The organism is Novosphingobium resinovorum (assembly GCF_027922145.1).
GTDB classification, from domain to species: domain Bacteria; phylum Pseudomonadota; class Alphaproteobacteria; order Sphingomonadales; family Sphingomonadaceae; genus Novosphingobium; species Novosphingobium resinovorum.
The window spans coordinates 1-26,064 of sequence record NZ_BSFC01000015.1 but is presented as its reverse complement, the minus strand read 5'-3'; the positions used below and the strand labels follow the sequence as shown (position 1 = coordinate 26,064).

General features: G+C 64.5%; 19 protein-coding genes. 2 read left to right on the top strand and 17 right to left on the bottom strand.

All coding sequences use genetic code 11. From position 1 onward, the window contains the following. Position 1: 1 nt before the first annotated feature. A complete protein-coding gene (locus PKE80_RS09280) occupies positions 2-1,711 on the bottom strand; it encodes a thiamine pyrophosphate-binding protein (RefSeq protein ID WP_271182249.1) in 1,710 nt (569 codons plus the stop codon). Between the two features lie 170 nt (positions 1,712-1,881). Here PKE80_RS09280 and PKE80_RS09275 point away from each other — a divergent pair, with 170 nt between their 5' ends. Continuing rightward, positions 1,882-2,676 carry a helix-turn-helix transcriptional regulator gene (locus tag PKE80_RS09275; RefSeq protein WP_271182248.1) on the top strand — a complete coding sequence of 265 codons (795 nt, stop codon included), beginning with the start codon at positions 1,882-1,884 and terminating at the stop codon, positions 2,674-2,676. Between the two features lie 53 nt (positions 2,677-2,729). Here PKE80_RS09275 and PKE80_RS09270 read toward each other — a convergent pair whose 3' ends face one another. The 3 genes from PKE80_RS09270 to PKE80_RS09260 all read right to left on the bottom strand — a co-directional run bounded on the left by PKE80_RS09270 (position 2,730) and on the right by PKE80_RS09260 (position 8,452). Continuing rightward, positions 2,730-5,057, bottom strand: coding sequence for a TonB-dependent receptor (locus tag PKE80_RS09270; RefSeq protein WP_271182247.1), 2,328 nt, complete (start codon positions 5,055-5,057; stop codon positions 2,730-2,732). A gap of 78 nt (positions 5,058-5,135) precedes the next feature. Beyond that, positions 5,136-5,948 (bottom strand): meso-2,3-butanediol dehydrogenase, encoded by an 813-nt coding sequence (gene budC, locus PKE80_RS09265; RefSeq protein ID WP_271182246.1) that lies wholly within the window; start codon positions 5,946-5,948, stop codon positions 5,136-5,138. Between the two features lie 398 nt (positions 5,949-6,346). Beyond that, positions 6,347-8,452, bottom strand: coding sequence for a TonB-dependent siderophore receptor (locus tag PKE80_RS09260; RefSeq protein WP_271182245.1), 2,106 nt, complete (start codon positions 8,450-8,452; stop codon positions 6,347-6,349). 304 nt (positions 8,453-8,756) lie between these two features. Here PKE80_RS09260 and PKE80_RS09255 point away from each other — a divergent pair, with 304 nt between their 5' ends. Then, the gene (locus tag PKE80_RS09255) at positions 8,757-8,948 is read left to right on the top strand and encodes a hypothetical protein (protein ID WP_271182244.1); all 192 of its coding nucleotides are present in this window, start codon (positions 8,757-8,759) and stop codon (positions 8,946-8,948) included. Positions 8,949-9,206: 258 nt separating this feature from the next. Here PKE80_RS09255 and PKE80_RS09250 read toward each other — a convergent pair whose 3' ends face one another. From PKE80_RS09250 to PKE80_RS09190, 13 genes are all read right to left on the bottom strand, one after another. Beyond that, positions 9,207-10,511 carry an MFS transporter gene (locus PKE80_RS09250; RefSeq protein WP_271182243.1) on the bottom strand — a complete coding sequence of 435 codons (1,305 nt, stop codon included), beginning with the start codon at positions 10,509-10,511 and terminating at the stop codon, positions 9,207-9,209. Positions 10,512-10,513: 2 nt separating this feature from the next. Continuing rightward, the gene (locus PKE80_RS09245; RefSeq protein ID WP_271182242.1) at positions 10,514-12,196 is read right to left on the bottom strand and encodes a thiamine pyrophosphate-binding protein; all 1,683 of its coding nucleotides are present in this window, start codon (positions 12,194-12,196) and stop codon (positions 10,514-10,516) included. Between the two features lie 103 nt (positions 12,197-12,299). After that, a complete protein-coding gene (locus tag PKE80_RS09240) occupies positions 12,300-14,543 on the bottom strand; it encodes a carboxylesterase family protein (RefSeq protein WP_271182241.1) in 2,244 nt (747 codons plus the stop codon). A gap of 46 nt (positions 14,544-14,589) precedes the next feature. Continuing rightward, entirely contained in the window at positions 14,590-15,990 is a 1,401-nt protein-coding gene (locus tag PKE80_RS09235) for an alpha/beta hydrolase family protein (protein ID WP_271182240.1), read from the bottom strand. 8 nt (positions 15,991-15,998) lie between these two features. Then, entirely contained in the window at positions 15,999-18,770 is a 2,772-nt protein-coding gene (locus PKE80_RS09230) for a TonB-dependent receptor plug domain-containing protein (RefSeq protein WP_271182239.1), read from the bottom strand. A gap of 409 nt (positions 18,771-19,179) precedes the next feature. Continuing rightward, entirely contained in the window at positions 19,180-19,368 is a 189-nt protein-coding gene (locus tag PKE80_RS09225; RefSeq protein ID WP_271182238.1) for a hypothetical protein, read from the bottom strand. Continuing rightward, positions 19,355-19,804: a transposase gene (locus tag PKE80_RS09220; RefSeq protein WP_271182237.1), complete on the bottom strand. Its 450-nt coding sequence runs from the start codon at positions 19,802-19,804 to the stop codon at positions 19,355-19,357. The genes PKE80_RS09225 and PKE80_RS09220 overlap by 14 nt, the downstream gene beginning before the upstream one ends. Positions 19,805-20,567: 763 nt before the next feature. Beyond that, complete coding sequence (locus tag PKE80_RS09215; protein ID WP_271182236.1) at positions 20,568-22,292, bottom strand: FAD-dependent oxidoreductase; 1,725 nt, start codon at positions 22,290-22,292, stop codon at positions 20,568-20,570. Then, the gene (locus tag PKE80_RS09210; RefSeq protein ID WP_008828082.1) at positions 22,289-22,879 is read right to left on the bottom strand and encodes a gluconate 2-dehydrogenase subunit 3 family protein; all 591 of its coding nucleotides are present in this window, start codon (positions 22,877-22,879) and stop codon (positions 22,289-22,291) included. Before PKE80_RS09210 ends, PKE80_RS09215 begins: the two co-directional genes overlap by 4 nt. Before the next feature lies 1 nt (position 22,880). Beyond that, on the bottom strand, positions 22,881-23,783 hold the full coding sequence (locus PKE80_RS09205; protein WP_271182235.1) for a 3-keto-disaccharide hydrolase: 903 nt from the start codon (positions 23,781-23,783) through the stop codon (positions 22,881-22,883). Then, on the bottom strand, positions 23,780-24,157 hold the full coding sequence (locus PKE80_RS09200; protein WP_271182234.1) for a c-type cytochrome: 378 nt from the start codon (positions 24,155-24,157) through the stop codon (positions 23,780-23,782). The genes PKE80_RS09205 and PKE80_RS09200 overlap by 4 nt, the downstream gene beginning before the upstream one ends. Before the next feature lie 61 nt (positions 24,158-24,218). Beyond that, complete coding sequence (locus PKE80_RS09195) at positions 24,219-25,169, bottom strand: MBL fold metallo-hydrolase (RefSeq protein ID WP_271182233.1); 951 nt, start codon at positions 25,167-25,169, stop codon at positions 24,219-24,221. Then, positions 25,169-26,064: LLM class flavin-dependent oxidoreductase (locus PKE80_RS09190; RefSeq protein ID WP_271182232.1), on the bottom strand; the 896-nt coding region annotated here is incomplete at its 5' end. The genes PKE80_RS09190 and PKE80_RS09195, both read right to left, overlap by 1 nt.

Below are 26,064 nucleotides of genomic sequence, written 5' to 3'. Positions count from 1 at the left end.
TTCACAGCTGGATGTTCTCGTAATACGGCACCATCACCTCGTCGTCACGCGCCTCGCCCAGCATCGCGGCGGTCATCGGCAGGACGACTTCGGCGGCAACCGTCACGTCGATGCACCCTGGCTTGCCCGAGGCGAAGGCGCGCGCGATGGCCGGGCCGATCTCCTCCAGCGTCGTCACCCGTTCGCCATAGCAGCCGAAGCCCTGCGCGATCTCATGGTAGCGGATATCGCCCAGCACCGAGATGCAGCTGTAGTTCTCGCCGTACAGGATCTGCTGGCCGTGAAGCGACTGGCCCCAGCACGAGTTGTTGAGGACCACGGTGACGATCGGCAGCTTCTGGCGCACCATCGTCTCGAATTCCTGAAGGTGGAAGCCGATCGCGCCGTCTCCCGATATCTGCACCACCGGCTTGCCGGGCCGCGCATAGGCCGCGCCGATGGCGAGCCCGAACCCAACGCCAAGCGCCCCCAGCTGGCCGAACGTCAGCACCCCGCCGGGGTGGGAAACCCGCGCGTGATAACCCGCCCACAACCCCGCCTCGCCGCCTTCGAGCACGTAAGTGGTGCCCTCGGGCGAACCTTCGACGGAGGCCTTCGCAGCGAAATAGGGATTGATCTGGCCCGAGTGCGTTTCGGGCGTGAACTCCTGTCCAACGGCGGCGGCGGCCTTGCACATGGTGCCCTGCCAGCTTTCGAAGCGGGAGGGGCCATCGGTCCAGGCCGCAGTCACGGCATCAAGCACGGCGCCGACCGATGCCGTGGTGGCGACGGCAGGCTGGTGGATGCGGCCGAACTCGGCGGCATCGGCATGGACCTGCACGATCGGCGCGTCCTCGGGGAAGAAAACGCGGGTCCGTCCGCCCAGGAACAACCCGAAGCGCGAGCCCATCATCAGGATCAGGTCCGCCGGTTCGCCCTGTGCGGTGGCCACGGCGATGGCGCTGGGATCATGGGCATAGCCGGGATGCGCGGGGTCCAGGAGGCCAAGCGCGCGGCTGCTGAACACGGCGGGAATACCCAGCGCATCGACGAAGCGGCGCACCTGCTCTCCGCTTGCCTGATAGCGCGCCAGGCTGCCGAAGATCGCGACCGGACGCTTCGCCTTGCGCAGCAGCGCGACGATCTCGTCCACTTGCGCAGGCAGCGGCGCGGTGCCGACCGGCTCGACCGGACGTGGTACCGGGGATGGCATGCGGCCGGGTCGCGCCATCACGTCGATCGGCAGTTCCACGAAGACAGGGCCGGGACGACCATTGCGGGCAATGGTGATCGCATTGGCCAGAAGATCGGGGATGCGATCGGGATCGGTGATACGAATCGCGTGCTTGACCACCGGGGTCGCCATCGCGATCTGGTCGACGCCGCCCTGCAGCACGTTGAGCGCCTCTTCGCGCAGCGGCGGCGCGCCTGCCATGAACAGCACCGGCGTCCCGTCCAGCCGCGCGTTGGCCATACAGGTCAGCGCGTTGGTGAAGCCCGGCCCGGCAGTTATCATGCACGCGCCAAGCTCCCCGGTCACCCGCGCCCAGCCTTCGGCCGCGTGGCCCGAGCAGGCCTCGTGGCGCGCATCGACCAGCTCGATGTCCTCGTCGAGAAAGCCCTTGAAGGCCGCGTCCAGGTGCCCGCCATGCAGCGCGAAGACCGTGGAGACGCCCGCCTCCTTCAGCGTTCGGGCCACCAGCGCTCCGCCGTCGACTTTGCTTGCCCGCACGTTCGCCATCCTCGAATCCTCATTTCATCGTTGTGTGGGAGGAGACTAGGCGGTGCGGCGCGCGGAGGGGATTGACGGAAACCCGTTATTTCATAACCCTGCCGTTCTCCCTATATGGAAGACACTGCCCAAGCTGCGCCGCCCAGGCCGCGCCGCAATGTGCAGACGGCATGCAGGTATCCGAACAACCGGAACCGAACTGGGAGAGCGACGTGGAGATGGAAGCCAGGCTTTCAGGCGATATTTGCGAATTCACGCAGCACGTGGTGAAGGCATGCGCGCTGGACAGCGCATCAATATTCCTGTGCGACCGGATGGGAGACAAGCCGCAGCTGTCCTACCTCTACCACACCGGCATCTCGGAAGAGGTGAAGCACATCTATCACAGCAATGCAGTGTTCCACGACGATCCCTTCACCGACCCGCGCCTTCAGGAACGCCCGGACCGGGTGGACGACGATGGCGTGCTGGCGGGATCGGACATGCGGGTCGGGAACATCGCGCAAGTATCCGGGCGGTACTGGCAGTTCATGTACCACTACGGCATCGACGTTGTCGGCGCCTCGACCCGGCGGCTGATGCCGGGGGTCTATTCGACGATCGGCTTCCACCGCAAGCGTGCGACCAAGCATCGCGGTTCGGTGCCGATGGCGCAGCTGGATCAGCTTGCCCCGCGCCTTCAGGACATGGTGGCGAGCCACATGTTGCGCGACCTGCTGGACCGCGCCAACGGCCTCAGCACCTTCCGCAGCAGCTATTTCCGCCGCACCGACGCGGCGAGCGCCACCCCGCTCTCCAAACGCGAGCAGGAAGTGACCGACCTCGTGTGCGAGGGCAAGCTGAACAAGGAAATCGCCTTCATCACCGGGCTTTCGGAGTATACCGTGGAGAACCACCTGCGGCGCATCTACGCCAAGCTGTCGATCCACAACCGTTCGTCGCTGGTGGCACTGATGCGGCGGTAGAGGATCCCGATCCTGCAATCAAAAAGGGCGGCTCGCCGGCCGCCCTTTCCGTATCAGAAGTTGACCGTCGCCGTCCCGCCGAACCAACGCGGCATTTGGTAGACCACCTCGCCGCCATTGCCGACCGTCGAGATGTCGAACAGGTTGATCGCCCTGCGCGTATTGAACACGTTATTCACGTAAAGGCTCAGCGACCAGCCGCCATCGCCGGATGTGTAACCCGCCTGCGCATCGGCGACGAACAGCCCCGGGATTTTGGTCGAGGGGTTGTTCAGGCTGTCGCGGAACATCCAGGTCCGCGCCCGCGCCGCGCCCTGCACGAACAGCTTGCCGTCAAACTGGTCCCACTCGTACCGCGCGCGGATGTTCCCGGTCAGGCGCGGGGCGAGCGGCAGGCGGTTGTCGGAAAGCACCGCCACGGCGCCGGTCGGGTTGTAGATCCCATCCACCTTCGTATGCACATAGCCGCCCGAGGCCGAAATGCTGAGGCCGCCCATCGGATTTACGGTCAGTTCGATCTCGCCGCCCCAGACTTTGGCGTCGTTGTTGGTGATGACGTTGGTGATGCCGATCAGGCTGGTGTTCTGCATATTCCGGTAGTCATAGTAGAACACCGCGCCGTTGACGCGCAGTTGGCGGCCCATCAGGTCCGCCTTCCAGCCCAGTTCGAAGGCGTTGTTCGTCTCTTCCTTAAACGGGCGCAGCTCTGGCGCGGTGCCCGCCACGTTGCCGGTGATGAAGCCGCCGCTCTTCTGCCCGCGCTTGTAGCTGGCATAGAGCAGCACATCGTCCACCAGCTTGTAGTTCAACTGCACGTTGGCGTTGACTAAACCCTTGCGGAAGTGCGCCAGATCGCCGTTGGCGGCCACCGAAAGCTCGGTGAAGCTGGCATCGGGTGATGCGAAGATTTGGCGCCGAAGCGCTTCATACGCCTCGATCGACATCGGCAGCGGCGTGTCCAGCGGCAGGCTGTTGGTCACCGCGTTGATGCTGTTTAGCACCTTGTCGTCATGCGTATAACGCACGCCCGCGATCACCGTCAGCTGACTGGTAAGGTCGTATTCCGCCTGCCCGAAAAGCGCCCAGCTTTTCAGCGTCTGCTGGTCACGGAAGGCCTGACCGTAAAGCGTGTCGCCGAAGGGAGTAACGCTTGCCCCGAAGAACAGCGGCGAGGCGGAGGTGGTTACGATGGAATGGCGCAGGTAGTTCGCCCCCACCGTCAGGCGTAGCGCGTCACGGTCCCAGTTGACGCGCCCTTCGGTCATCCAGTGGCGTGAACGCGCCTTGTTGGAAAAGTTGCAGATCGGCAGCGGCGTGTGGTCGCAGTCCTCGATGCTGTACTTTTTCGTCTGCAACCAGCCGCCCAGCGCGGTGAAGCTAAGCCCGTCGCCCTCATCGTAGTTCAGCGTGGCAAGATAGTGCTGCATCTTGCTTTGCAGTTCGTTGCCTCCGTCCGAATTGGTCACGTCGGTCGCGCCCGCGCCGATGTTCTGCTGGTTCTGCCCATAGGCGTCGGTCGCGATTGGATACGTACCCGGCAGTCCGGCGATCTGGCCGACCGGATAGGCCTTTTCATTGCCGCCCGCCACCGGCCCCATCCTGCCCAGTTCCGCCTTGAGCAACAGCGAGAGCCGATCATTGGGCTGGTACAGCGCCTGGAGACGCCCGGCGTAAAACTTGCCCGCCGCGCCCTTGCGCCAGTTCGAATTGGGATTGATGTTGCGCAAGTAGCCGTTGCTGGTGTCGGTGGAAAACGCGCCGCGCAGCGCCAGCGTGTTGCTGACTGGCAGGTTCAGATAGCCGTCGCTGCGGAAGGTGCCGTACTGCGCGATAGTGGCGGAAACCCGGCCCGAAGTGCCGTCGAAGTTGGGCCGGTTGGTGTAGTAGTTGATACTGCCCGCCGTGGCGTTGCGCCCCTGCACCGTGCCCTGTGGCCCACGCGCGACTTCGGTGCGGGCGATGTCGAAGCTCAGGAAGTCCGCCTGCCCGGCGCCGATCATGTAGAATTCGTCGACGTAGGCGGTTGCGGTCGCCTCGGTGGTGTCTTGGAAATCGGGCTGGCCGACGCCGCGGATGGTGATCTGGGTGTTGAAACCCGGCGAGGCATAGCTGCGGATGATTTCGATGTTGGGCGTGAAGTTCGCCACGTCGAGCGCGGTGTTGACGCCGAGCGACTTCAGTTCATCGCCCGAGATGGCGCTGATCGAGGCGCCGACGTCTTGCAACCGCTCGCTGCGGCGGTTGGCGGTAACGACGATATCGGCAATGCCGGCCTGCTCGGCTTCCGGCGCTGAAGCGGGCGTCGGAGAAGTCTGGGCATGCGCCAAGACCGGAACGACCAGCGCGAGCACGGCCGCAGAGCAACGATAGACTCGTTTCATAAATCCCCTCCTGAGTGTTTTTTGACTTGTTTAGCCTTGTGCCTCCGCCTTGCGGCGGAGGCGATGGACGGAAATCCGTCAGCGCTTCACGGCGCTTTCCGCCTCGACCAGATGGCTGTTTTCGCCAAGCAGCCTGGTGAAGTTGGGTTGCCCCGTGTGTGCGGTCATGCCTCCGTCGACGACGAGATTGTGGCCGTTGACATAGGACGCATCGGCCGAGGCGAGGAAGACAATTGCCGCAGCCACTTCGCCCGGATCGGCCGGGCGGCCCATCGCCAGCACCGGCTCGTAGGCGGCCATCATTTCGGCATTGCCGGTCAGTCCGGTGGCAAGCGGGGTCGCGGTGAGGCCGGGGCTGACGGCGTTGACGCGGATCGCGGGCGCATGGTCGATCGCCATCGCGCGCGTAAGATTGAGAACGGCGGCCTTGGCTGCATTATAGGCCGCGAACCCGTAATCCGCCGCCATGCCCGAGGCCGAGGCGACGTTGACGATCGATCCGCCGACTTTCTCCAGATGCGGGATCGCCAGGCGGCTGGCCCAGAACACCGATTCCACGTCCACCCGCTGCACTTGCCGCCAGTGGTCCATGTCGATCTCGGTCACGCGCCCGAACGAGCCCATCCCGGCGTTGTTTACCAGCACGTCGAGCCGCCTGAACCGCGTGAGCGTAACGGCGATCATGCGCTCGATCGCGGCCATGTCCTCCATGTCGACGACAAGGCCGAGGTGACGCTGCGGGCCGATCGCAGCAAGCACCCGCTCCATCGCCTCGGGCCGGATATCGGCGACCACCACCCGGGCACCTTCAGCCGCGAAACGGCGCACCGCCGCCTCGCCAATACCTGAGCCGCCACCCGTCACCACCACTGTCTTGTTCCGAAAACGCATCAAAAATCTCCCAGCGTCCTTAGTACTCATGGGAGATTGCGCGTTCGACGGCAGGTGGCGATTGACGGAATTCCGCTAAGACCTCCTCCGCATGCTGAGACAGCCCAAAGCAGCGCGAAGAGCAGAACATGACTTGTGTTGCGGATCAACGAGACGCTCACCGTTATAATCAGGCTCGAAGCGCTGTACGTAGCGGGCAACTTTAGCGTTTCGACACTTCCCGCACTCCTAAGCGAGAATGAAGCCCACCGGGAACTGGTCGGGGAATGGCAGTTGTCACCTGTCGATGGATCAAGACGGGTCGTTCCGCAGTCGGCCAAAATCAGAAATGGTCTGCGCCCCGCCTTAAAGGCGCGGCGCAGACCATTTCGTTACGTCGTAATTCCGTTGATACCCGATCAGAAGTGATAGCCGATCGTGGCTACCACCGTGCGACGATTGCCGTACCAGCACCAGCTATAGGCGGCATAGCAGCCCGTCAGGTACTTCTTGTCGAACAGGTTCTGTGCATTGACCGACAGCGTCATCCCGCCAAGGCGCGGGAAAAGCGTGCCAACGTCCAGCCGGGCCAGCGCATCGACCAGCGTATAGCTGGGGGTATTGAGCCCCACCACGCCGGTTGCGACCGGGCCGACATGACGCAGCGTGCCGCCGAGCGCGAAGCCCTGCAGCGCGCCATCCTTGGGCGCCCATTCGAGATCGCCGGTGATGCCGCCGCGACCGGCCATGACAACGCGAGCGCCGTCCTGATCACGCACCGACTGGCGGTTGAAGGCCACCTTGGCCTGGAAACCGTGCGGCAGCGGCGCCGTCGCCTCGACCTCGACGCCCCTTGAGCGCTGCGAACCATTGAGCTGGTAGCCGCCCAGATTCGCGACATAGACCAGCACATTGCTCTGCTTGATGTCGAACCACGCCCCGGTCACCAGGATCTGGGTGCCGGGCACCTGATACTTGGCGCCGATCTCCAGCTGCTTGCCCACGGACGGGTCGGCATAGCCATTGATGTTGCCGTTCTCGTCGACCACCGTGTTGCCTTGGGGCTGGAAGGACGTCGAGTAGGAAACATAGGGTGCAAGGCCGAAGGGCAGCTTGTAGAGCCCGCCAATGCGATAGGTGAACTTGTTCTTCTCGATCGCATCGGAACCGATCGGGTGAACGCGGGTCCAGTCCTGGCGACCGCTCAAGGTCACGCGCAGGCCACCCAATGCCATTTCGTCCTGCACATAAAGGCCGCGCTGGCGGTTGTTATACGGATAGGAGCTGGGCACACCGCCGACCACTTCGTCCACCGTCTTCGGCACGGCGGTCAGGCCGTAGACCGGGTTGTAGATATCGATCGAATCCGCGGTGCCGAACGCGGCTTCCTCGCGCGAATGCAGCACCTGGCTGTCGAAGCCGAACATTACGTGATGCTCGACAGGGCCGGTCTGGACCGTGCCGTTCAGCTGGTTGTCGAACGTCCAGCTTTTCATCGACTCGTCGGCGACGTAGGAGCCACGGCTTAGCTGGGTCTGGGTGTCATCCAGGGTGCCCGACGAATAGACCAGCGCAAAGTTCGAGCTGAGGTACTGATAACGGCCCGACGAGCGGAAATTCCAGCCGCTGCCGAAATCATGCGTGAAGATAAAGGTTCCGGCGGCCTGGTTGCGCTTGATGCGGTTGTCCTTCTCGCCCGCATCGAAATGCGTCGACACCTGACCGTTGGGATTGTCGTACAGCGTGCCGACGGCCGGGAAGCCGCCATACGTGCCATTATAAGGGTCATGCGAGTAGTTGCCGAGCAGGGTCAGACTTGTCGGACCGCCAAGACCCAGCGTCACCGCACCCGAAACGGTCTGGCGTTCACGCTTGCCCCAGGTCTGCTGCGTATGCGCGCCATTGGCGCTGGCGTAGAGGCGATAGCCGATATTTTCGCCTACTTTGCCGCCCATATCGGCATCGAGACGATAGAGATCGTAATTGCCAAGGCTGGCGCTGACAGCGCCATACAGGTCCTTGTCGAGCGGCAGCTTGCTGGTCATGGCGACAAGGCCGCCCGGGCCGCTGGCGCCGTAAAGTGCTGATGCCGGCCCCTTCACCACTTCGACACGTTCCAGACGCGACATATCGACTTGCGCCTGCGCGTAGCCGGTCGGGCTGGAGAACACGCGCAGGCCGTCAAGGTACTGATAGGCGTCGAAACCGCGCAGCGTGAACAGGTCGTAGACTTCGGCGCTAGAGCCGCGCAGTTCGCCGGTGACGCCCGGCACGAAACGCAGTGCCTGGCTGAGGTTCTGCAACCCCAGACGCGCAATCTGTTCCGAGTTTACCACGCTGATCGACTGCGGAATCTCGGCGATCGGCATCGCGCTCTTGGTGCCGGCGGACGAGATGGTGCGTTCACGTTCACCGGTCACGACGATGACGCTGGTGTCCTTGCTGCCCTCATCGTCAGCGAACGCTGTCGTTGCCGAGGTCAGCATGGTGCCCAACAACAGCCCACGAGATACAAGTCGGATCATGCGGTAAGCGTCCCTTTATACAATTTGGCAGGGCCGCTATTGCGATCGATCCGCAATTGCAACGGATTTCGCGGATTCCCCTTAGATTTCTACTTTGTTGCAATGATCCGCCACGCCGGCCGTGTGTTCGCCCCAGGCCTGATCCGCGCGATGGCCTTTACCAACGCCATGATGGACCTTTGCTGGCTTTACATATTCCACCATTGCCCAATAGCAGGATCATGCACCGGCGCTCGTGGTGCTGGGATTGCGGGTGTTGCCGCGCTAGTTGATCGGGCAGACAGACCTATTGCCACCCGGCCTGATGCTGGCGGAATTCGTGACCGCCATCTTCGAGATGTTCTTATCCGTTTTCTATGACGGGCCCACGCACCTGATGTCGTGCCCTATCCATCTGTATTTGCGCGCCATCGCGCTGGTTGGCTATCCTTGCCGAGGGGGTCAATGCCTCAGCTCATTTGGTTACTGGCGCCCGCAGCGCTCCTTGTTCTGGTGACTGTGATAGTGATTGGGGTTGGAGCGTTGACGCACGCCTCGACCTCGCGCTTTCCGACCGTTCGGGAGCCGCGAATTCAACTGAAGCGCCAAGTAGCAATATGGTGACCCTCCAGTGCTAACCTCGCGTAGCCAAAGCATCAGCTATACTGATGCTGCTCCCTGCAACCTGCCGTTCCGTTTACGGCCGGGATCCATCCCGGAGCGTGGCTGACCGGCGCTGGGGGGATATAGCCATTCCCAAATTTGTTCACGCCACCTAAGGAATTCGGCTACCGCGCTCTCCTGGCGCTGCAGCGGACACCACTTCCTCGATGTGGTGCTCGAAGCTGTCGGCCTTGCGCAGCGCCGGGAACCAGCGGGCCCATAGTACAACTACGGCAATGGTCCCGGCGCCGCCCAGCACCACTGCCAGAACCGGGCCTATGGCGGCGGCGAGGAAACCGCTCTCGGCTTCGCCCAGCTCGTTGGATGCGGAGACGAACAGCGAGGAGATCGCGCCGACCCGGCCGCGCATGGCATCGGGGGTGGCGATCTGCACCAGCGACTGGCGCACGTAGACAGAGATCATGTCCGCACCGCCCAGCACCGCCATGCACACCAGCGACAGCGGCAGCGAGCGTGACAGGCCAAAGACGATCGTGGCGATGCCGAAGATGACGACCGAGACAAGCATTTTGATGCCGACCCTGCCGTCCAGCGGTTTCCATGACAGCCATAGCCCCGAAGCCAACGCGCCGATCGCGGGCGCGGCACGCAAGTTGCCGAGGCCCGCCGGGCCGACGTGGAGGATGTCTCGCGCGTAGACCGGAAGCAGCGCGGTCGCCCCGCCCAGCAGCACAGCGACGAGGTCGAGGCTGATCGCGCCGAGCACCAGCTTGTGACGCAGCACGTACGTCAGCCCGTCGACCATCTGGCGCAGCGGATGGCGGTTACGGTCGAGTTCCTGCCGCTCGATCGCGCTGATCGCGAACAGCGCGCCCGAAGACAGCGCCAGCAGCGCCGCACTCAGCGCGAAGGCGAAGTAGGGCGCGATGGCATAGGCGTAGCCGCCCACCACCGGGCCGAGGATCGCACCGACCCGCCCGGCGACGGCGTTCGCAGCGACCGCGCGCGGGAGCAGCGGGCGCGGCACGGTGTTGGGTGCGAGGGCGTTGATCGGCGGACGGTAGACGGCACGGGTGATACCGGTCAGAGCCGCGATCAGGAAGTACGTGAGCAGGGATCCGCGCCCGTCATGGACCATCCAGGCCAGCACCACCGCGCCGGCCAGTTGCGCGATGCACGACCATCCGGCCATGTGGCGGCGGTCGTAGCGATCGGCCATCCAGCCCGTCAGCGGCGTCAGCACGAACATCGGCACGAACTGGACCAGACCGATGAGGCCGAGCTGGAGCGCGGCCTCGCGCACGTCCATCGTCCTGCGGGCGACATCGTAAACCAGCCAGCCCAGCGCAATTACCAGGCTGCTCTGGGATAGCATCGATGCCATCCGCGCTATCCAGAACAAGCGGAAGTCGCGATAGGCGAATGGTCCGCCGCGGAGTGGTACGCCGTCAGTCATGGTCATCCCATCCACTGGCTGACAGGCACGTTCGATTGTTCCAGCGGCTGCGAAATGACGTCGATCAGTGTGGGGCCATCGTGTGCGATCGCGGCGCGGACTACCGCATCGAGTTCGCCCGGGTCGCTCACTGTCCAAGCTTTGACGCCATAGGCCTCGGCGATACGGGTATGGTCAGTACGGTTGAAATCCACGGAGAAGTATCGCTCGCCGTAGCCGGTCTTCTGGCTGGCCTTGATCCAGCCGTAGGAAGAGTTGGAGAGGACGACCATCGTCAACGGCAGTTGCTTGCGCACCACTGTTTCCATCTCCCCCACGGCAAAGCCGAAGCTACCGTCCCCCATGACTGCCACTACCTTGGACGACGGAGCGGCGTAGCAGGCGCCGATCGCGGCAGGCAAGGCGAAGCCCAGCGCGCCCTGCGCGCGGTTGGTGATGATGCGGCTTCCTTCGTCCAGCGCGAAATGGCCGGAGAAGTAAGGGCAGGGTGTGCCGGGATCGGCAACGATTACGCTCTCGCGCGGAAGCGCCGCCTGAAGCGCAGCGACGACGCGCTCGGGGCGGATTGGCGCTTGTGTCGATGCGGCCAGGCGAGCGAAGGACTCGCGCTTGCGGATCTTGAGCAAGGCCAGCCGTTCGCTTGCACCGGTGCTGCGTTGCCGGCCCTTGAGGCGGCGGGCAATCGCGCTGCGCAATGCGTCGAGGCACAGACGCGCGTCGCCGAGCAGAATTGCGTCGGTCCGATAGTTGGTGCCAATCGCCATCGGATCGACGTCAATGTGCACGATGCGCACGTCCCTGCCAGGGACGGTGCGGTGTTCGGTCGTGGTCGATCCCGCGCGGCAGCCGACGAAGATCACCGTGTCCGCGTCGGCGATGGCCTCGCGGGTTTCCTGGGTGCCACCGTTGGTGCCGACGACCCCGACAGCGAGGGGATGGCGATCGGCCAGGGCGCCGTGCCCACTGACGGACATGGCGACGGGTGCCTCGAGCAGTTCGGCCAGCGCGCGCAGGGATGCTTCTGCCCCGGATATCGCGACACCGCCGCCCACGATGAATGCCGGCGCTCGGGCCGCGAGGATAACCTCGGCCGCTTGCTCCACCGCGTCGGGGTCGGGGCCACAGCGCAGGGCGGGGAAACGGGCGTTTTCGCTTTGGGCCCAGAGCAGATCCGCGTCGATCTCGTGCTTCTGGAGGTCGTAGGGCAATCCGATGTGCGCCGCGCCGGTGCGGCCCGTAGTCATCGCACGAAAAGCGGTACGCAGCAGATGCGGAATCTGATCGGCCCGGTCGACCACCGCATTCCACTTGGTCAGCGGAGCGTACAGCGCCTTCTGGTCGAGTTCGGTAAGGGCGAAATGGCCGCGGCCGGATACCGGTATGTCCGAGGTGATCGCGAGGAGGGCGATACCGCTTTCGTTCGCTTCCACTACCCCTGGCAGGATGTAGGTTGCCCCCCCTCCGCTTGGACCTTCGCAGACACCCGGGCGACCGGTGAGGCGGGCATAGGCATCGGCCATGTAGCCGGCGCTGCGCTCGTCGCGGGTCAGGACATGGTCGATGCCGTGGTCGAGCCGGGCGAGTGCGTCATAGAACGGAAGGCTGGTGTCACCGCACAGTCCGAAAATATGGCGGACTCCATAAAGTTGAAGCATTCGTACTGTTGCTTCGGCGCCGTTCAGCATTGGCATCTTCCGCTATCTCCTCGGTCCCGGACGCCCTTCCCTATGCCTGCTTGCTGACAACGATGTATCGAAGGCGATAGCGCAGAGATAGGTTCGCCGCGCTTCACCAGGCTGGCTGTGTGGCGTAGAAACGCTTCCAGAAATCGACTTTTTCCGAGCTCGCTGCCGGGATTGGGCCGAAGTTGTCGCCCAGTTCCATCACCTGCGGCACTTGGGCGGAGTAGGCCGGCCATTCGGGCAGGCCGGGCCCGTTCGGATTGCCGGTCTTGATAATGTTGGCCCAGTAGGACGACATCGTTTCCGCGATCGCGCGGTCCTGCGCCGTCCACGGTTGCGGCAGGGCGTCGAGGCTGTTGAAAGCGTAAGGAATCTCCGAGCCGTGAAACGCACCTCGGGTATCGTGGCTGGGTCCCGGGATGGCGTGGGTCCAGAAGTAGGTGTGCAGCGGCTGCGGGTTCGCCCTGGTCCACAGCGTGCCCCACAACCACGTCGATACGCGGGAATTGTCGCGGACCGAGGCGTTGTTCTGCAGGGCCGCTTCGTCGTCAGTGCGGGCCGGGTAGAGCTTGAGGAACTCGCTGGCCAGCTTGCCGAACTTGCGCCGGGCGGAGGCTTCGAACTGAGCAACGGTGACGCTGGTCTGCGGCATGCCCGCGCGGGGCGGGGTCTTGCTGGCGCGCAGCGCCGCGAAGGCGGTTTCGGGGACGGCGCCGGTCTCGTCCTTGTTGTTGCCCGCGACGTAGGCGATCCGGTTCTGGGTGCCCGACTGGTAGGTGTCCCAGTACGATTTAGGGATCACCCAGCCGTCCACCACCGGACGGAACAGCGGCGGTTTACCGTCGCTGCCGGTCTCGACCCCGGCGTCGATCGTGGCGCTGCCCTCGATCACCTGCTGCCACGGCATCGCGCGCAGCTCGGCCAGGGTTTTCGCGCCATGATCGGCGGCGTACTTCGCGCCCTGCTTCTCGGCCGATGCGAGCGGGCGCCACGAGACCGAAAGGTAGCGCAGTTCGGTATCACGCGGATAGCGCGCGTGGCTTTCGGCGATCCCGGCGCGGAACAGCCCCCTGGCGAGCGGGGACATCGACAGGAAACCGACCGAGCCGGCCCCGGCGGACTGCCCGCCGATTGTCACTTGCGCCGGGTCCCCGCCGAAGGCCTCGATGTTGCGCTGGACCCACTGGAGCGCCGCGATATCGTCGAGCAATCCGTAATTGCCCGAGGCACCGTGGCGGGACTCCTTGCTCAGTTCTGGCGTTGCAAGGAACCCGAGCGCCCCGACGCGGTAATTGAAGGTCACGACGACCACGCCCTTCTTCGCCAGGCCCTCGCCGTCGAACTCCGGGCTGGCGCCGGTGCCGCCGATGAACCCGCCGCCATAGATCCACACGTAGACCGGCCGCTTCTCGCCGCTGCCCGGTTTGGCGCCCGACCACACGTTGAGCGTAAGGCAGTCCTCGCTTTGCGCCATGCCGCGCGCCATCTCGCCGCCGGGCTGCGGGCACGCGTGGCCGAAGGTCTCGGTCTTGCGCGTGCCGGTCCAGGGCAGGGCCGGGGCAGGTGCGCGCCAGCGCAAATCGCCCACCGGCGGCGCGGCATAGGGGATGCCCTTGTAGACCGCGACCGACGTATCGCGGCCGGGACCGCCGGTGATCTGCCCGGTCTCGATCCTGACCGGCACGGATGCGGCGAGTTCGCCTGCGCCCAGCGCCGACGCGGGCTTCGCGGCGAAGCCCACCAGTTCGCCCGAGGCGAGGACATGGCCCGCCATCGCCGCCCTGAGCGCCGCAAAGCTGGCCCCGGCGCGGGCATCCAGAGCGGAGTCCAGCGCGAACACCTGCGCGTGATAGGGGTGACGGCTGGCGTCGTGGGTATGCGGCCCGGCATAGGCGGCGGCAGGGCCGTGAACGTTCGGGCCATAGGCGGCGCCTGCGGGCAGCGTGGTCATCCCTTGCGTTAGTGAGGTGGTCCCTGCCGGGATGTCGTAGGCGACGAAATGGATGCTGGTGCGGGCCTCCAGCGCGCCGTCCTTGCCGAGCATGCCCTGGATCACGACGACGTAGGAGCGCGTCCCCTTCGGACCACGGGTCCACGCAAGGCCGGGGAATTGGTTGTCGCCGTACTGCGTGCTCGCCAGCGGAATGTCGGCGCCGGCGGCGAAGGCCGGGCTCGTCACCGACAGCGCGGCCTTGCCTCGCGCGGGAACTGCGGTGATCAGCAATTGCGCGTCATGGCCGATGGTCGTCGGCATCGCCTGAGCCGCCGTCTGCGAATGGCCGGCACCGGCGAATGCCAGGGCGGCAAGGCCCGAGGCGACGAGAGCCGAGTGGCCCAGCTTGCTGCGCATCTTCATTCCTTTTTGTATTGTTACGACGCCTCTCGGGCCGGCAGCCTCAATGGGGACGATCGGTAAAGCGTCCCGGCTTGCTCAGCCAGCCGTCGATATGGTCGTAGGTTGTCGTCAGCGTATCGCCGAACTGCCCAGGCGTGTGTTCGCAGGCCTTGCAGGTGTCGTAGAGATGCGTCGCGCCTTCGACGAAGGCGATCGACTTGTCCCGGCTTTTCGCGAGTTCGTAGATCGTTTCGCTGGCGAGGTATTCCCAGTGCCCGGTCATACCCATCACCAGCAGCGGGGCGGTGATGCCCTGCACGTTGCCGGGAGGGCTGGCATACGTCGAGGTCCACTCCACGCCGTGCACTGAACTCGCGTCGTAGGCGAAGTTTGGGCCAGTGCGGATCGCGTAGGAACTGAGGTAATTGCGCACCGTCGTCTTGAGCGCGCCCTTCATCAGCGAGGGGGTCTGGCTATGCTGGTTCTCCGGCACGCGTACGGTGGGAATGATCCCGTTAGTCATGCTCCCATCGGCGTGGAGCAGCGGCCAGGGCTTGCGCGTGTGCGCCATTAGCGTGACGTCCTGCGAGAACAACTTGTTGTTGCTGCCGAGCAGGATCGCGCCGGGCACCACGAAGGGCGCATCGTCCGAGTAGGGGCCTTTGCCTGCCTCGATCGCGGCCAGCTGCGCTTCGGCGCTGGCGATCAGGGCGTTGCTGCGGGCGCCTTCGGCCTTGAGGAAGGCGCGGGTAAAGGCGGCCGGGTAATGCGAGCCACTTGCCCTGAAGCCGTTGGCGGGATTGTACATGTCCAGCGCCGGGTCAAGCGCGGTGCCGCTGTCCTCGGTCTTCACGGCTGGGTCGATGCTGAACAGCGTCATCGCGCCAAGGCCCCAGTTGGAATCAATCAGCATCACGCCATCGGCGGGGGGCAGATCCGCCAGGCTGCCGGGGCACTTCCAGATTTTTTCGGCCGAGCGGCAGGCGCCGAGGCCACCCTCCGCGATGAACTGGTAGGCGCTCATCACCGTACCGCCGCCGCTGTGGCCCAGCAGCACGACGTGCCGCACGCCCGGCTGCCGCCGCAGCCATGAGACCGCCGCCTTGGCCTCGACCAGCACCTGGTCGAGCATGCCGTCGTTGGCGGCGCCGGACTTGCTGGTGCTGTTGTTGGCGCACAGGACCCGGTAGCCGCGCTGCGCCAGTTCGGTGCAAGCGGAAAAGCTCAGGTAGTCCGCCGAGGAATGCATCGCGAACACGGCGGTCGCGGCCTTGGGCCCGGGCACTGTCGGTTCGTATAGCACCCCCGGCACCCCGCGCGCGAGCGGCACGAAAGTGGTCTTGACCGCCGGAGCGGCCTGAACTGGCGATTTAGCCGCCGTCTGCTGGCTGCCCAGCAGGAGGAGCGCCGCGCCCACGGTTGCCTTTATCGCTGCGGTTATCGGGAGCGCCTTGCTGTTCATCTCCCGCCTCAGCCCTTGACACGGAAGCCCACGAGGAAGGCGCGGCCGGTCGGATCGTCGGAGAACGAATAAGACTGCCCGGCCGAGCTCTGGCCCGAATAGTAGCCGCTGAGCGGGGGCTTGGCGTTGAACAGGTTGCTCACGCTGACGTAGAACGCGCCGTCCTGGAGCTTCCATGCCGAACCGGTATCGAAGGTGAGCGTCAGGTTGGTGGTCGCATAGCTGCTGACGTATTCGTCCGCGAACACCTGCGCCTCGACACCGCTGCGGCGGAACTTGTTGCGGAACTTCTCGAACAGGTCGAGCTTGATCGAATCCGTCAGCTGGTAGCCCAGGAACGCGGAAACCTGCACACTCGGGCTGGGCATCAGACCGTTCTGGCCCCAGCCCGCGCCGCCCTGGTCGATCGTCGCGATGCCCGGCTGCTCGTAGTAGATGTGCGGCTGGTAGTTCATCAGCACGCGCAGGCTGAGCGCCTTGTCGAACAGGCGGCCGGCGTAGGAGGCTTCGACGTCGATGCCCCAGGTCTTTACCTTGGCGATGTTTTCCGGCCGGATGTAGAATGCGGTCACGTCGCCGTCGGCGTTGCGTTCGATCAGGTTGCAGTACAGGCCGGTGTTGATGCAGGCCTGCTGTGTGGCGGCGTTGAAGCCCTGTACCGTGGTGATCGCGTCAGAAACGACGGTGTGGTAATAGTCCACGGTGAAGGTCGTGCTGGGCAGGAAGCTTGGCTTGTAGACGGCCCCTGCCGTGTAGGTACGGCCGACTTCCGCGGTCAGATCCGGGTTGCCGTTGTTGATCGACGGCACATAGACAGACTTGTTGCCTGCGACGTCGGTGTAGGTGCCCACGACGACGGTGGTCGGCTGGAACAGGTCGTAGAGCGTGGGCGCCCGGATGTCGCGCGACATGGTACCGCGCAGCTTGAGGTCGTTGTTGACCTCCCACACACCGCCAATCTTCCACGTCCAGTAGTCACCACTGGTGCTGTAGTCAGTATAGCGCGCCGCCGCGTTCAGTTTGAGCGAGCGGAAGAGGGGAACGTCCTTGAGCAGCGGCACCTCGACTTCGAGTGCGGCTTCCTTGACGCTCTGCGAGACGGTGTCGCTGTTGGGGAAGGTGGTGGGATAGAGTGCCGTCGCCGAAGTGGTCGCGGTGGTGACGCTGCAGTTGTAGGTGAGGTTGGTGCAGTCCGCATAGTCGGTGGCGGTCGCGGTGCTCGATGCGTCGAACGAGACCCGGCGCCATTCGGCCGAGACCGCGAGGTTGACCGGGCCGGCCCAGGTGTCGAACGGGGTGCCGCTGATCGCGGCATCGGCGGCGTCCATGTTGGTGTGCGTCAGGAAGCCGACGCTGCCCAGCACATAGTCCTGCGCGGCCTGGCTCGACGCGGTGGGGCCAAAGAGGTTCAGCGGGACGCAGTTGGCATAGGCCGAGTTGACCAGCGAGGCCGCGCACACGACATTGCCGGTCGCCGGATCGACCACGGCGTCCAGCGCGGCGGCAAGGCGCTGCTGGTTGGGGATGTTGCTGATAACTGTCTTCAGGCGCGAGGACCCGTGCGTGTACGTCGCGTCCCAGTTCCAGTCGCCCAGCTTGCCGTCTATCCCCGCATTCACGTAGATCTGGCGGGTCTTCGACATCGCCTCGATGCGCGGGGCGCCCGACCAGATTTCGTTCATCTTGAAGGTGGTCTGCCCGGCGGCGTCGAGCTGGTCCTGGATGTCCTGCGACAGGAAAGCGTTGTCGGCGCTGATGGTCAGGCCGTTGAGGACGTTCCAGCCGGTGTACGACTTATTCTTCTTGAGGTTGGCGGCGCCTTGCACATAGACGTGGACGTCGTCGGTCAGGTCATAGTCGAAGCGGGCGAACAGCTGCGTCGCGCGCGAGGGAGAGATCATCGAGGCGTCCTGGTAGGCGCCGTCGCCGCCGATCTGGCAGCACGAGGTGTTGGTCGAGGTGCCGGCGTCGAAGGCGCTGAGGACGCCGTTGGCGTTGAACGTCTTGTTGGCCAGCACGCCCGAGGCGATCTTGCCGCCGAAGCTGTAGGCAGCCAGTCGCACGTCCTGGTCCAGCACATAAGGATTGGTCGCCGAGCCCGTGCCCTGCAGCGCGGCCAGGTTGTCCCAGCTGCGCGAACCGACGCGGTGGAGGATGCCATCGGCCTCTCGGTGCTGCACGCTGGCCTCGAAGTGTCCGCGATCGCCGACGTCGAAGCCCGCTGCGCCGCCCATGTTGCGGGTCGCTGCATCTCCGTACTGCGAGAGGCCGGCCTCGGCATGGGCGCGGAAGCCGTTGAACTTCTTGTTCAGCACGTAGTTGACCACGCCCGAGACAGCGTCGGAGCCGTAGACTGCCGAAACGCCGCCGGTGACGACATCGACGCTCTGGATCAGTTCCTGCGGGATCAGATCGACGTCGACGGTCGAGTTGTAGAGCGTGGGCGGAATACGGTGCCCGTCGAACAGTACGAGGGTCCGGTATGTGCCCAGGTTGCGCAAGTTTAGGACGTTGGCGGCACCGTTGCCGCCCTGCACGCCGGTGGCGTTGGAACCAGGGTTGCTGAACGAATTACGCGAGCCCGAGAACACCGGAAGATTATTCAACGCATCCGAGATCGTGCCCGAAGGGGAGGCCGCCAGCAGCGCTTCGGTCGATACGGTTGTGAGCGGTGTCGGGCTGGCCGAGCCGTCCCTGATGACACGCGAACCCGTGACGATGATGTCTTGAGGCGTTGCGGCAACATCGTCTTCTGCGGCTGGTGCTTTCTCCGCTGGCACGTCCAGCCCCGTTGAACTTTGATCCTGTGCTAGCACGGGGCGTGTCAGTCCGAGAGTGCTCACGCCTAACATGAGGGTGCATACTAGAGCTCTGGAACTCATTGTCTTCCTTCCCAGGTGTCTCTCACGGCGTCAGGCGCAAGGCGCCCGGCTATTGCCCGTGAGTGTTCCCGGTGCTGATGGCACACGCCTTTCGAGGAAGGGGTATCAGTTCTGGACGGTTTCAAATAAGTTTGTCTCTTGGACGCGCTATATCTTGCAGATACGGCGGCGGGCGCTTGGTAAGGTTATCGTGCGAGACACGATGACTTACCTCATTGCAATGGGGACGTCAGGATTGGTGGCACCGATGCGCAGCGCACTGCGATCGAACACCTGCTAGACGATGTGCGACTTACTAACCATTCCTCTACCCGTCTGTGAACGACAGGGTCTGAAGAGTCGGTTTCCGGTTTCTCTTTGACGGGATGCAGGCGGTGATGCCGCGCTCCGCGAGCGCCTTGCGAAACCAGTCGGCATCGTAGCCTCGATTGCCGAGCAGTGCATCGGCTTTGGGCAAGGCGTCGAGCATCAGGGCAGCGCCTTCATAGTCGCTCATCTATCCTTCGCTCAGCAGCATGACCAGCGGTCTTCCCTGACCGTCGCAGACGGCATGGAGCTCCGAGTTCAGACTGCCTTTGGTGCCTCCGATACGTCGGGAACAGCCCCTTTTTGAGCACGCTGGCTGCCGCACGATGCGCCTTGAGATGGGTCGCGTCGATCACCAACTGGTCGGGCTTGCCGGCTTTGGCCGAAAGAGCCGCGAAGATCTTGTTGAATACGCTAAGCCTGCTCCACCGGATGAAGCGGTTATAGATCGTCTTGGGAGGTCCATAATCAGCGGGCACATCGCGCCATCCCGGGCTATTCCTGATCACGAAGATAATACCACTGATGATCCGACGATCATCGACCCGTGGCACGCTGTGCGACAGCGGGAAATACGGCTCGATCCGGCGCTTCTGCGCCTCCGACAGCCAGAGCAGATCACTCATGGCGACGTCTCTCACGCAACCATTGAACCAACCTATCCCATCCTCGCAACCAATTTAATAGGCCCTGAGCCTAGAGTGTTTCACCAGTATCACCCCGGATTCATGCCGCTTGCCGCACATAGTCTTCAGGACTTCGGTACCCGCTCAGATCCGCTCCGATACTGAGCTCTGTTCAAACATAGCCATCATTCTGCCTAATCGTTCCCGCGCAGAGGTATCTATGGATCGGTATCAAGCCTTAATTCTAAATCGAATACCGGAAAAGGCGGTCCTGTATGGACCATCTTCGCCCTTATGGTCATGCACAGATGCAGCACCGGCTCGATGCTAATCCGGACGCTATGCGCATCCGGTGCCAGACTGTCGGGCATCTCTTTGGCATCCTCAAGTCGCGAATGGCCCTCCACGTCCTCGCCTACAACCTCACTCGCGCTCTCAACGTCATGAGACCCGCAATTTGCTGAGACCAATCGCCAGCTAAGACAACGTCGCGTAAACTCGGCCTGGGACGACATCCATCGACCACGACAGCGAAGACGTTTCCGCACAGCCTGGGTCGGTTTCGGACAATCCTGACCTTCGCGAGCAACTTAGAGTGAGGAATGAACAGACTAAGATCGGTACCTGATAAGGCATCGCGTCAGTGATGAGTTTGCTGATTCAAGTTAGGCAAGGGCTGGTGGGCAACCCAAACGTATGCTTTTGGGGGGCGTAGAAGTAAGATATACAGCAAAAATATCACCCTAATGCATTGAAACAATAGCTAGATTTTCCCTTGCTTGATCTCGTCGACCGCATATGCGGCAGCCCGCGCGGTCATCGCCATGTAGGTGAGTGAAGGGTTCTGCCAGGCGCTTGACGCCATCGCCGATCCATCGGTCACGAATACATTTTCGACCGCATGCATCTGGTTGAAGCCGTTGAGCATCGAGGTGGCCGGATCGCGGCCCATGCGCACACCGCCCATCTCGTGGATGGCGCCCTTGATCGCATAACCCTCGCCGGGACGGGAGACGACCGTGGCGCCGAAGCCCTCGGCCATCTCGACGCTTTGCGCGATGGCGTCGTCCAGCAACTTGCGCTCGTTGGCGCCGAAGCGCAGGGCGACGCGGATTTGCGCGATACCGTCCTTGTCGCGAGCCGCGGGGTCCAGCGTCAGGCGGTTTTCGGCATCGGGCAAAGTCTCGGCGAACAGGTTGAAGCGCAGGCGCCAGTCGCCGCGCTGGCGGGCCTTGCGCTTGAGGTCGTCACCGATGCCCGCGCCGAAAGCCCCCGCTTCCCAGTTGGCACGCGCGGCGTCGAGCTGGATGCCGTAGCCGCGCAGGAACGCGGGCGAGGTGTCGCCCCCGACGTTGCGGAAACGCGGGATGAAATGGTTGGTCGGCCGGAAGCCCGTGTAGTTGCGGTCCTGATAGCCCGGCACATGCGCGACGACCTGCACGCCCGAGGCATGGTCCATGATGTAGCGGCCCAGCACGTCGCTGGTATTGCCAAGGCCGGTGGGGAACGCCTCGCTGGTGGATTGCAACAGCAGCGCGGTGCTGTTGAAGCTCGATGCGCACAGGAAGATCGTGCGCCCGGTCACCGTCGTGGTCGCGCCGGTAGTGGTATTGCGCATGCGCACGCCGCTGGCGCGCCGGGTTGCGGGATCGTGTTCGATCGACACGACGCGGCTGTCGGTCAGCACCGTCAGCAGCCCGGTCGCCTGCGCGGCGGGGAGCGTGGAACTCTGCGTGCTGAAATAGGCCCCGAAGGAACAGCCACGCGCGCACAGGTTACGGTACTGGCAGTTCGAGCGGCCTTCGTCCGGCTTTGCCTCGGTCATGTTGGCGAGGCGGCTGGGAATGAACTTGCGACCGGGATAGTGCGCCTCCATCCATTCCTTGAATTTCTGCTCGACGTGGTTGAGCGCCATCGGCGGCTGGAACTGGCCGTCGGGCAGATGGGCGATCCCCTCGGTGCTGCCCGAGACGCCGATGAAGCTTTCGACATGGTCGTACCACGGTGCAAGGTCGGCGTAGCGGATCGGCCAGTCGGTGCCATGGCCGTCCAGCTTGTTGGCGGTGAAGTCGAGGTCGCTCATGCGGAAGCACTTGCGGCCCCAAACCAGCGAGCGGCCACCCATCACATAGGCGCGGGTCCAGTTGAACGGTGCGTCCTGCGGCGTCTGGTAGGGATGATCCTCCGGTGCCACGAAGAAGCCCGGCGCCTGGGTCAGCGGGTAGAGCGAGGACGCACCGTTGAGGTTGGCGTTGCTCATGCCATAGCCGGCGAGGCCCTCATGAGTGGCGGCGGGATCGCGCTGGGCGCGGTAGTCGAACTCCCAGGGCGCCAGCGTTTCGGTTGCGTAATCGGTGCCGTGCTCGACCACGCGGCCGCGCTCGATCATCGCGACCTTGAGGCCGCGCTGGGTCAGTTCCTTGGCCGCCCAGCCACCGGTGATGCCCGAGCCGATCACGATCGCATCGAAGTCCTTCGAGATACTCATTGGCCAAGCACCGTTTCGTTGCAGTAGTTTCGCCAGTCGGCGGCAAGCTCGATATCGGGCGCATAGCCGCCGGGCACCAGTTCGAAGCGCAGGTCCTGCGAGCCACCGGCTTCGGATGTATAGAAGCCCCAGACCGTGATAGCCTTGAGCAGCCGGTAGGTTGCTCCATCGGCATCGTCCGCGCTGGTGGCGGGCACGCGGCAATCCTTGCGGCCCAGCATCGAGGCGGCGTCAACTTGTGCAAGGACGGTGTGCCGCACGGGCGCGGGGGCCGCCGCGAAGGGCCGACCCGCAGCCGTGTCGAGCACCCGCTCCAGCCCGTCGATAGAGGTGCGCAAGGCGGCGATCTGCGCTTCGTCGCTGGCGCGCACGGCAATACGGTCAATGAAGGCGGGCACGCCGGCGGCCAGGGCCCCGGGGGTATCCGTGGCCGGGATGATGGTGTCGCAAAAGGCGGACAGGAATCGCATCTGCGGCGCCGTCAGGGCGCTTGCCGCAGGCGCGGGTGCAGCCCATGCCGCCCGCGCACCGCTCAGCGAAAGCGAGGCGGCGAACAGGCCCGAGACGAGGAACAGCCGACGGTCCATGTTACTTCGCGTCCTTGGGCAGTTCGCGGATCGCGATGTTGCGCCAGCGCAGCACGTCGCCCGGCCGCCAGCGCTGCCAGCCGCCATGGACCTGCAGCGCGATCGGTCCCGCCACCATTCCCCCGACCGCATGGTTGGCGGTGTCGGTGGTGTCGCTCACTTGCGTGCCGTTGATCCACACCGTTACATGGGGGACATCTCCGGCCACGCGGATCCGGACGTGGTTCCATTGCTCCCGCTTCCAGAAGTCGGGAACCGGCTCGATCGGCGGATGCGCATAGTCGGGTTGCGGTTTCGCCGCCGCCTGCGCGGGATCGAGCTTGGGCGAGGTCGCCGGGACCTCACCCACCTGGACGCCGCCTTCACCGATGAAACTGCCCAGGTTCAACCCCGGCCCGGCCGTGTAGGCGCGGTCGCTCGAAACGTAGTCGAGCGTGACTTGATAGCCAGCGCCTTCTTCGGTGGTGCGGAAGAATACGCCGCTGTCAGCACTCCAGTCCGGCTTGAAGTCGAAAGAGAGTTCGAAATTGCGGTACTTGCGATCGGTGACCAACTGGCCGCCCTGGCCCGGGGCGCTCTGCATGCCCATGAGGATGCCCTGACGCACCTCGAAGACGGGTGCGGTGCCGTGGCGGGATGTCTTGCTGACGTGCCATCCGGCGAGGTCACGACCGTTGAAAATTGGCGTGAAGCCCTCGGGAATGGCGACCGGCAGCGGCGGTGCCTTGGCTTTGCCGTAGTCCGGCACCGGCGGCAATCCGGGCGCGAGCGCGCGGAACGGCAAGGTGAGACCCGGCGATATCTCGCGCATCTCGACCCCGTCCTTATCGGGAGCGGCGAGCGCCGGCATGGCTGCTAGGGTAGCATGGCCGACCAGCAGGGTGGCGATCCGGCGCACGGTCACTTGAGCCCCAGCAGGTAGTCCGCAAGCGCGGCGGCCGCCTTGGGGTCGGAGGTCCCGGCATAGGCCATCTTGGTCCCCGGCACGACGGTGCGCGGCTTGGCGAGGAAGGCCATCAGCGTCTTGCGATCCCACACCAGGTCCGACTGCTTCATCGCCGGCGAGTAGGCATAGCCCGGCAGCGTCCCGGCCTTGCGGCCGCCAACGCGCCAAAGGGTCGGGCCGATGGCGGAAGGAGCCTTGTCGGTGGTCTTGTGGCAGACCTTGCACATGGCGAACTGCGGCGGCGGGGCGCTTTGCGCCGATGCTGCGCTCGGCAGCAAGGTGGCGCCTGCGGCTACGACGGCCGCGCGAATGAGAGTTCTCGTATAAGTCATGGAAGCTCCGTTTCTGTTCTTGCGGCCCGTCCGGCAGGTCATGGCCCACCCGGTTCGAGGTCTATGGGTAGTCGCGTGCAAGGGCGACCCGGCTGCACTGCGCGGCCACTTTCAAGGCCCGTTGCACCGTCGCCTGGCCCGTCACGAAGGGAGAGGTTGCCCCTTTCCGCTCCGCGGCGATCTTCGCGAACGTATCGTCGAACACCGGATGGTTGGACAGCCAGACGTCCGCACCCCGCTGGCGCGCAAGCCCCGCGAACCGCTCGGCCGAGGCGGCCATGCCCGCGTACTGCTCGCGCGTCCGGGTATTGAACGCGGTGCCGCCCCACAGCGCGGCGACATGGCGCTCAGCCCCGTCGTGGACGGGGAACAGCAGCGACAGCGTGCCGGGCGTGTGGCCGGGCGTTTCGATCAGACTGATTACCGTCCTGCCCAGGGCCAGGTCCATCGCCCCATCGACAACGATGTCGCGGCGAGGTTTGGGATCGGTCCAGCGGGTGGTCTGCGCGATCACGTCCCAGTCCTTGCGGCTCGCCACAACCCGCGCGTCGTAAGTGTCCTGCAGGTAGCGCGCGCCGCCGTAGTGATCACCATGGCCATGAGTGACGACGACATAGCGGATCGTCGCCGGATCGAGGCCGAGCGCCTTGAGCCCGTCGACGATCTCGGGACCGACCGAGTAATCGAACAGAGCGTCGATCAGGATGAGGCCCTCGTCGGTCTTGAGCGCCCATGCGGAAACGCCCTGCTGACCGACGTAATAGAGATCGTCGAACGCCTTTGCCGGGGGCGAATACCAGCTCGCCCGATCGGCCACGTTCTCCGCCGGCGGGTGCACGACATCGACGGGGCAGAGCACATCGTAAAGTGCGCGGAGGTCTTTGCCCGCCACCGCTTCGGCGCTGCGCATCTTCGGGTCAGGAGCCGAGGCCGGTGCCGGCGCGGCGCCAATTGCCGTTGCCATCATCGCGGCGACCAGGGCCACGCCACCGATCAAGGCTTGCTTGCGCATCAGGCCGCTTCCACGGCCATGACATCTTCGCGCAAACCCATCTCGACCAGCAGCGGCAGGACGTTCTCGCAGAAGTAAGGCAACTCCTCGCGGTAGTTCACGAACGACAGCGCGATGGCGGAGAAGCCGGCCTGCGATATCTCGGCCATCTGCCGTGCGATCGTCTCGGGCGAGCCTACCAGCGGGAAACTGCCGGCCCCGCCGGCGAAACGCTGGCGGTAGAGGCGATAGCTTTCGTCATCGTGCGAGCCGGAGAATTTCTGCTTTGAACTCATATGCTGCTCGACCCCATCGTGGTCGGCGTTGGTGAGGGCATAGTCTTCGTAATAGGCCTCGGCCTCAGCGTCGGTGGGGCGGCACACCACGTGGCAAACGGTGCTCACGCCGACCTCGCGCCCGGCAGCGGCGGCGCGCGTGGCGATGTCGGCGATGTGGCGCTTGCCTTCCTCGATCGTGGTGAAGGTCGTGAACAGCTGGTCGCAGGCATTGGCGGCGAAGTCGCGGCCCGGCGGGCTGAAGGCGGCGTTCATCGTCACCGGGCGCGGCCTTTGCAGGGCGACGGGGCGAGTGATCGCCTGCTTCAGCTTGTAGAAGCGGCCTTCGAAGTCGATGGGACCATCGGCGGCGTAGAGCTTCTCGATCACATCCAGCCATTCGGCGGCGCGGGCATAGCCTTCGTCGTCCAGCGTCATGCCAAACATGCCGAACTCGCTCGGATTCCAGCCGCACACGATGTTGAGACCGGCGCGCCCGTGCGAGACGTGGTCGATCGTGGCCAGCGCCTTGGCCGCGAACAGCGGGTGGACGAGCGGCACGTGCACGGTGCTGAACAGCGCGATGCGTGAGAACGGCGGTGGAATAGTCGGCCACGGTAGCGGCGGGATAGGTCCGCTGC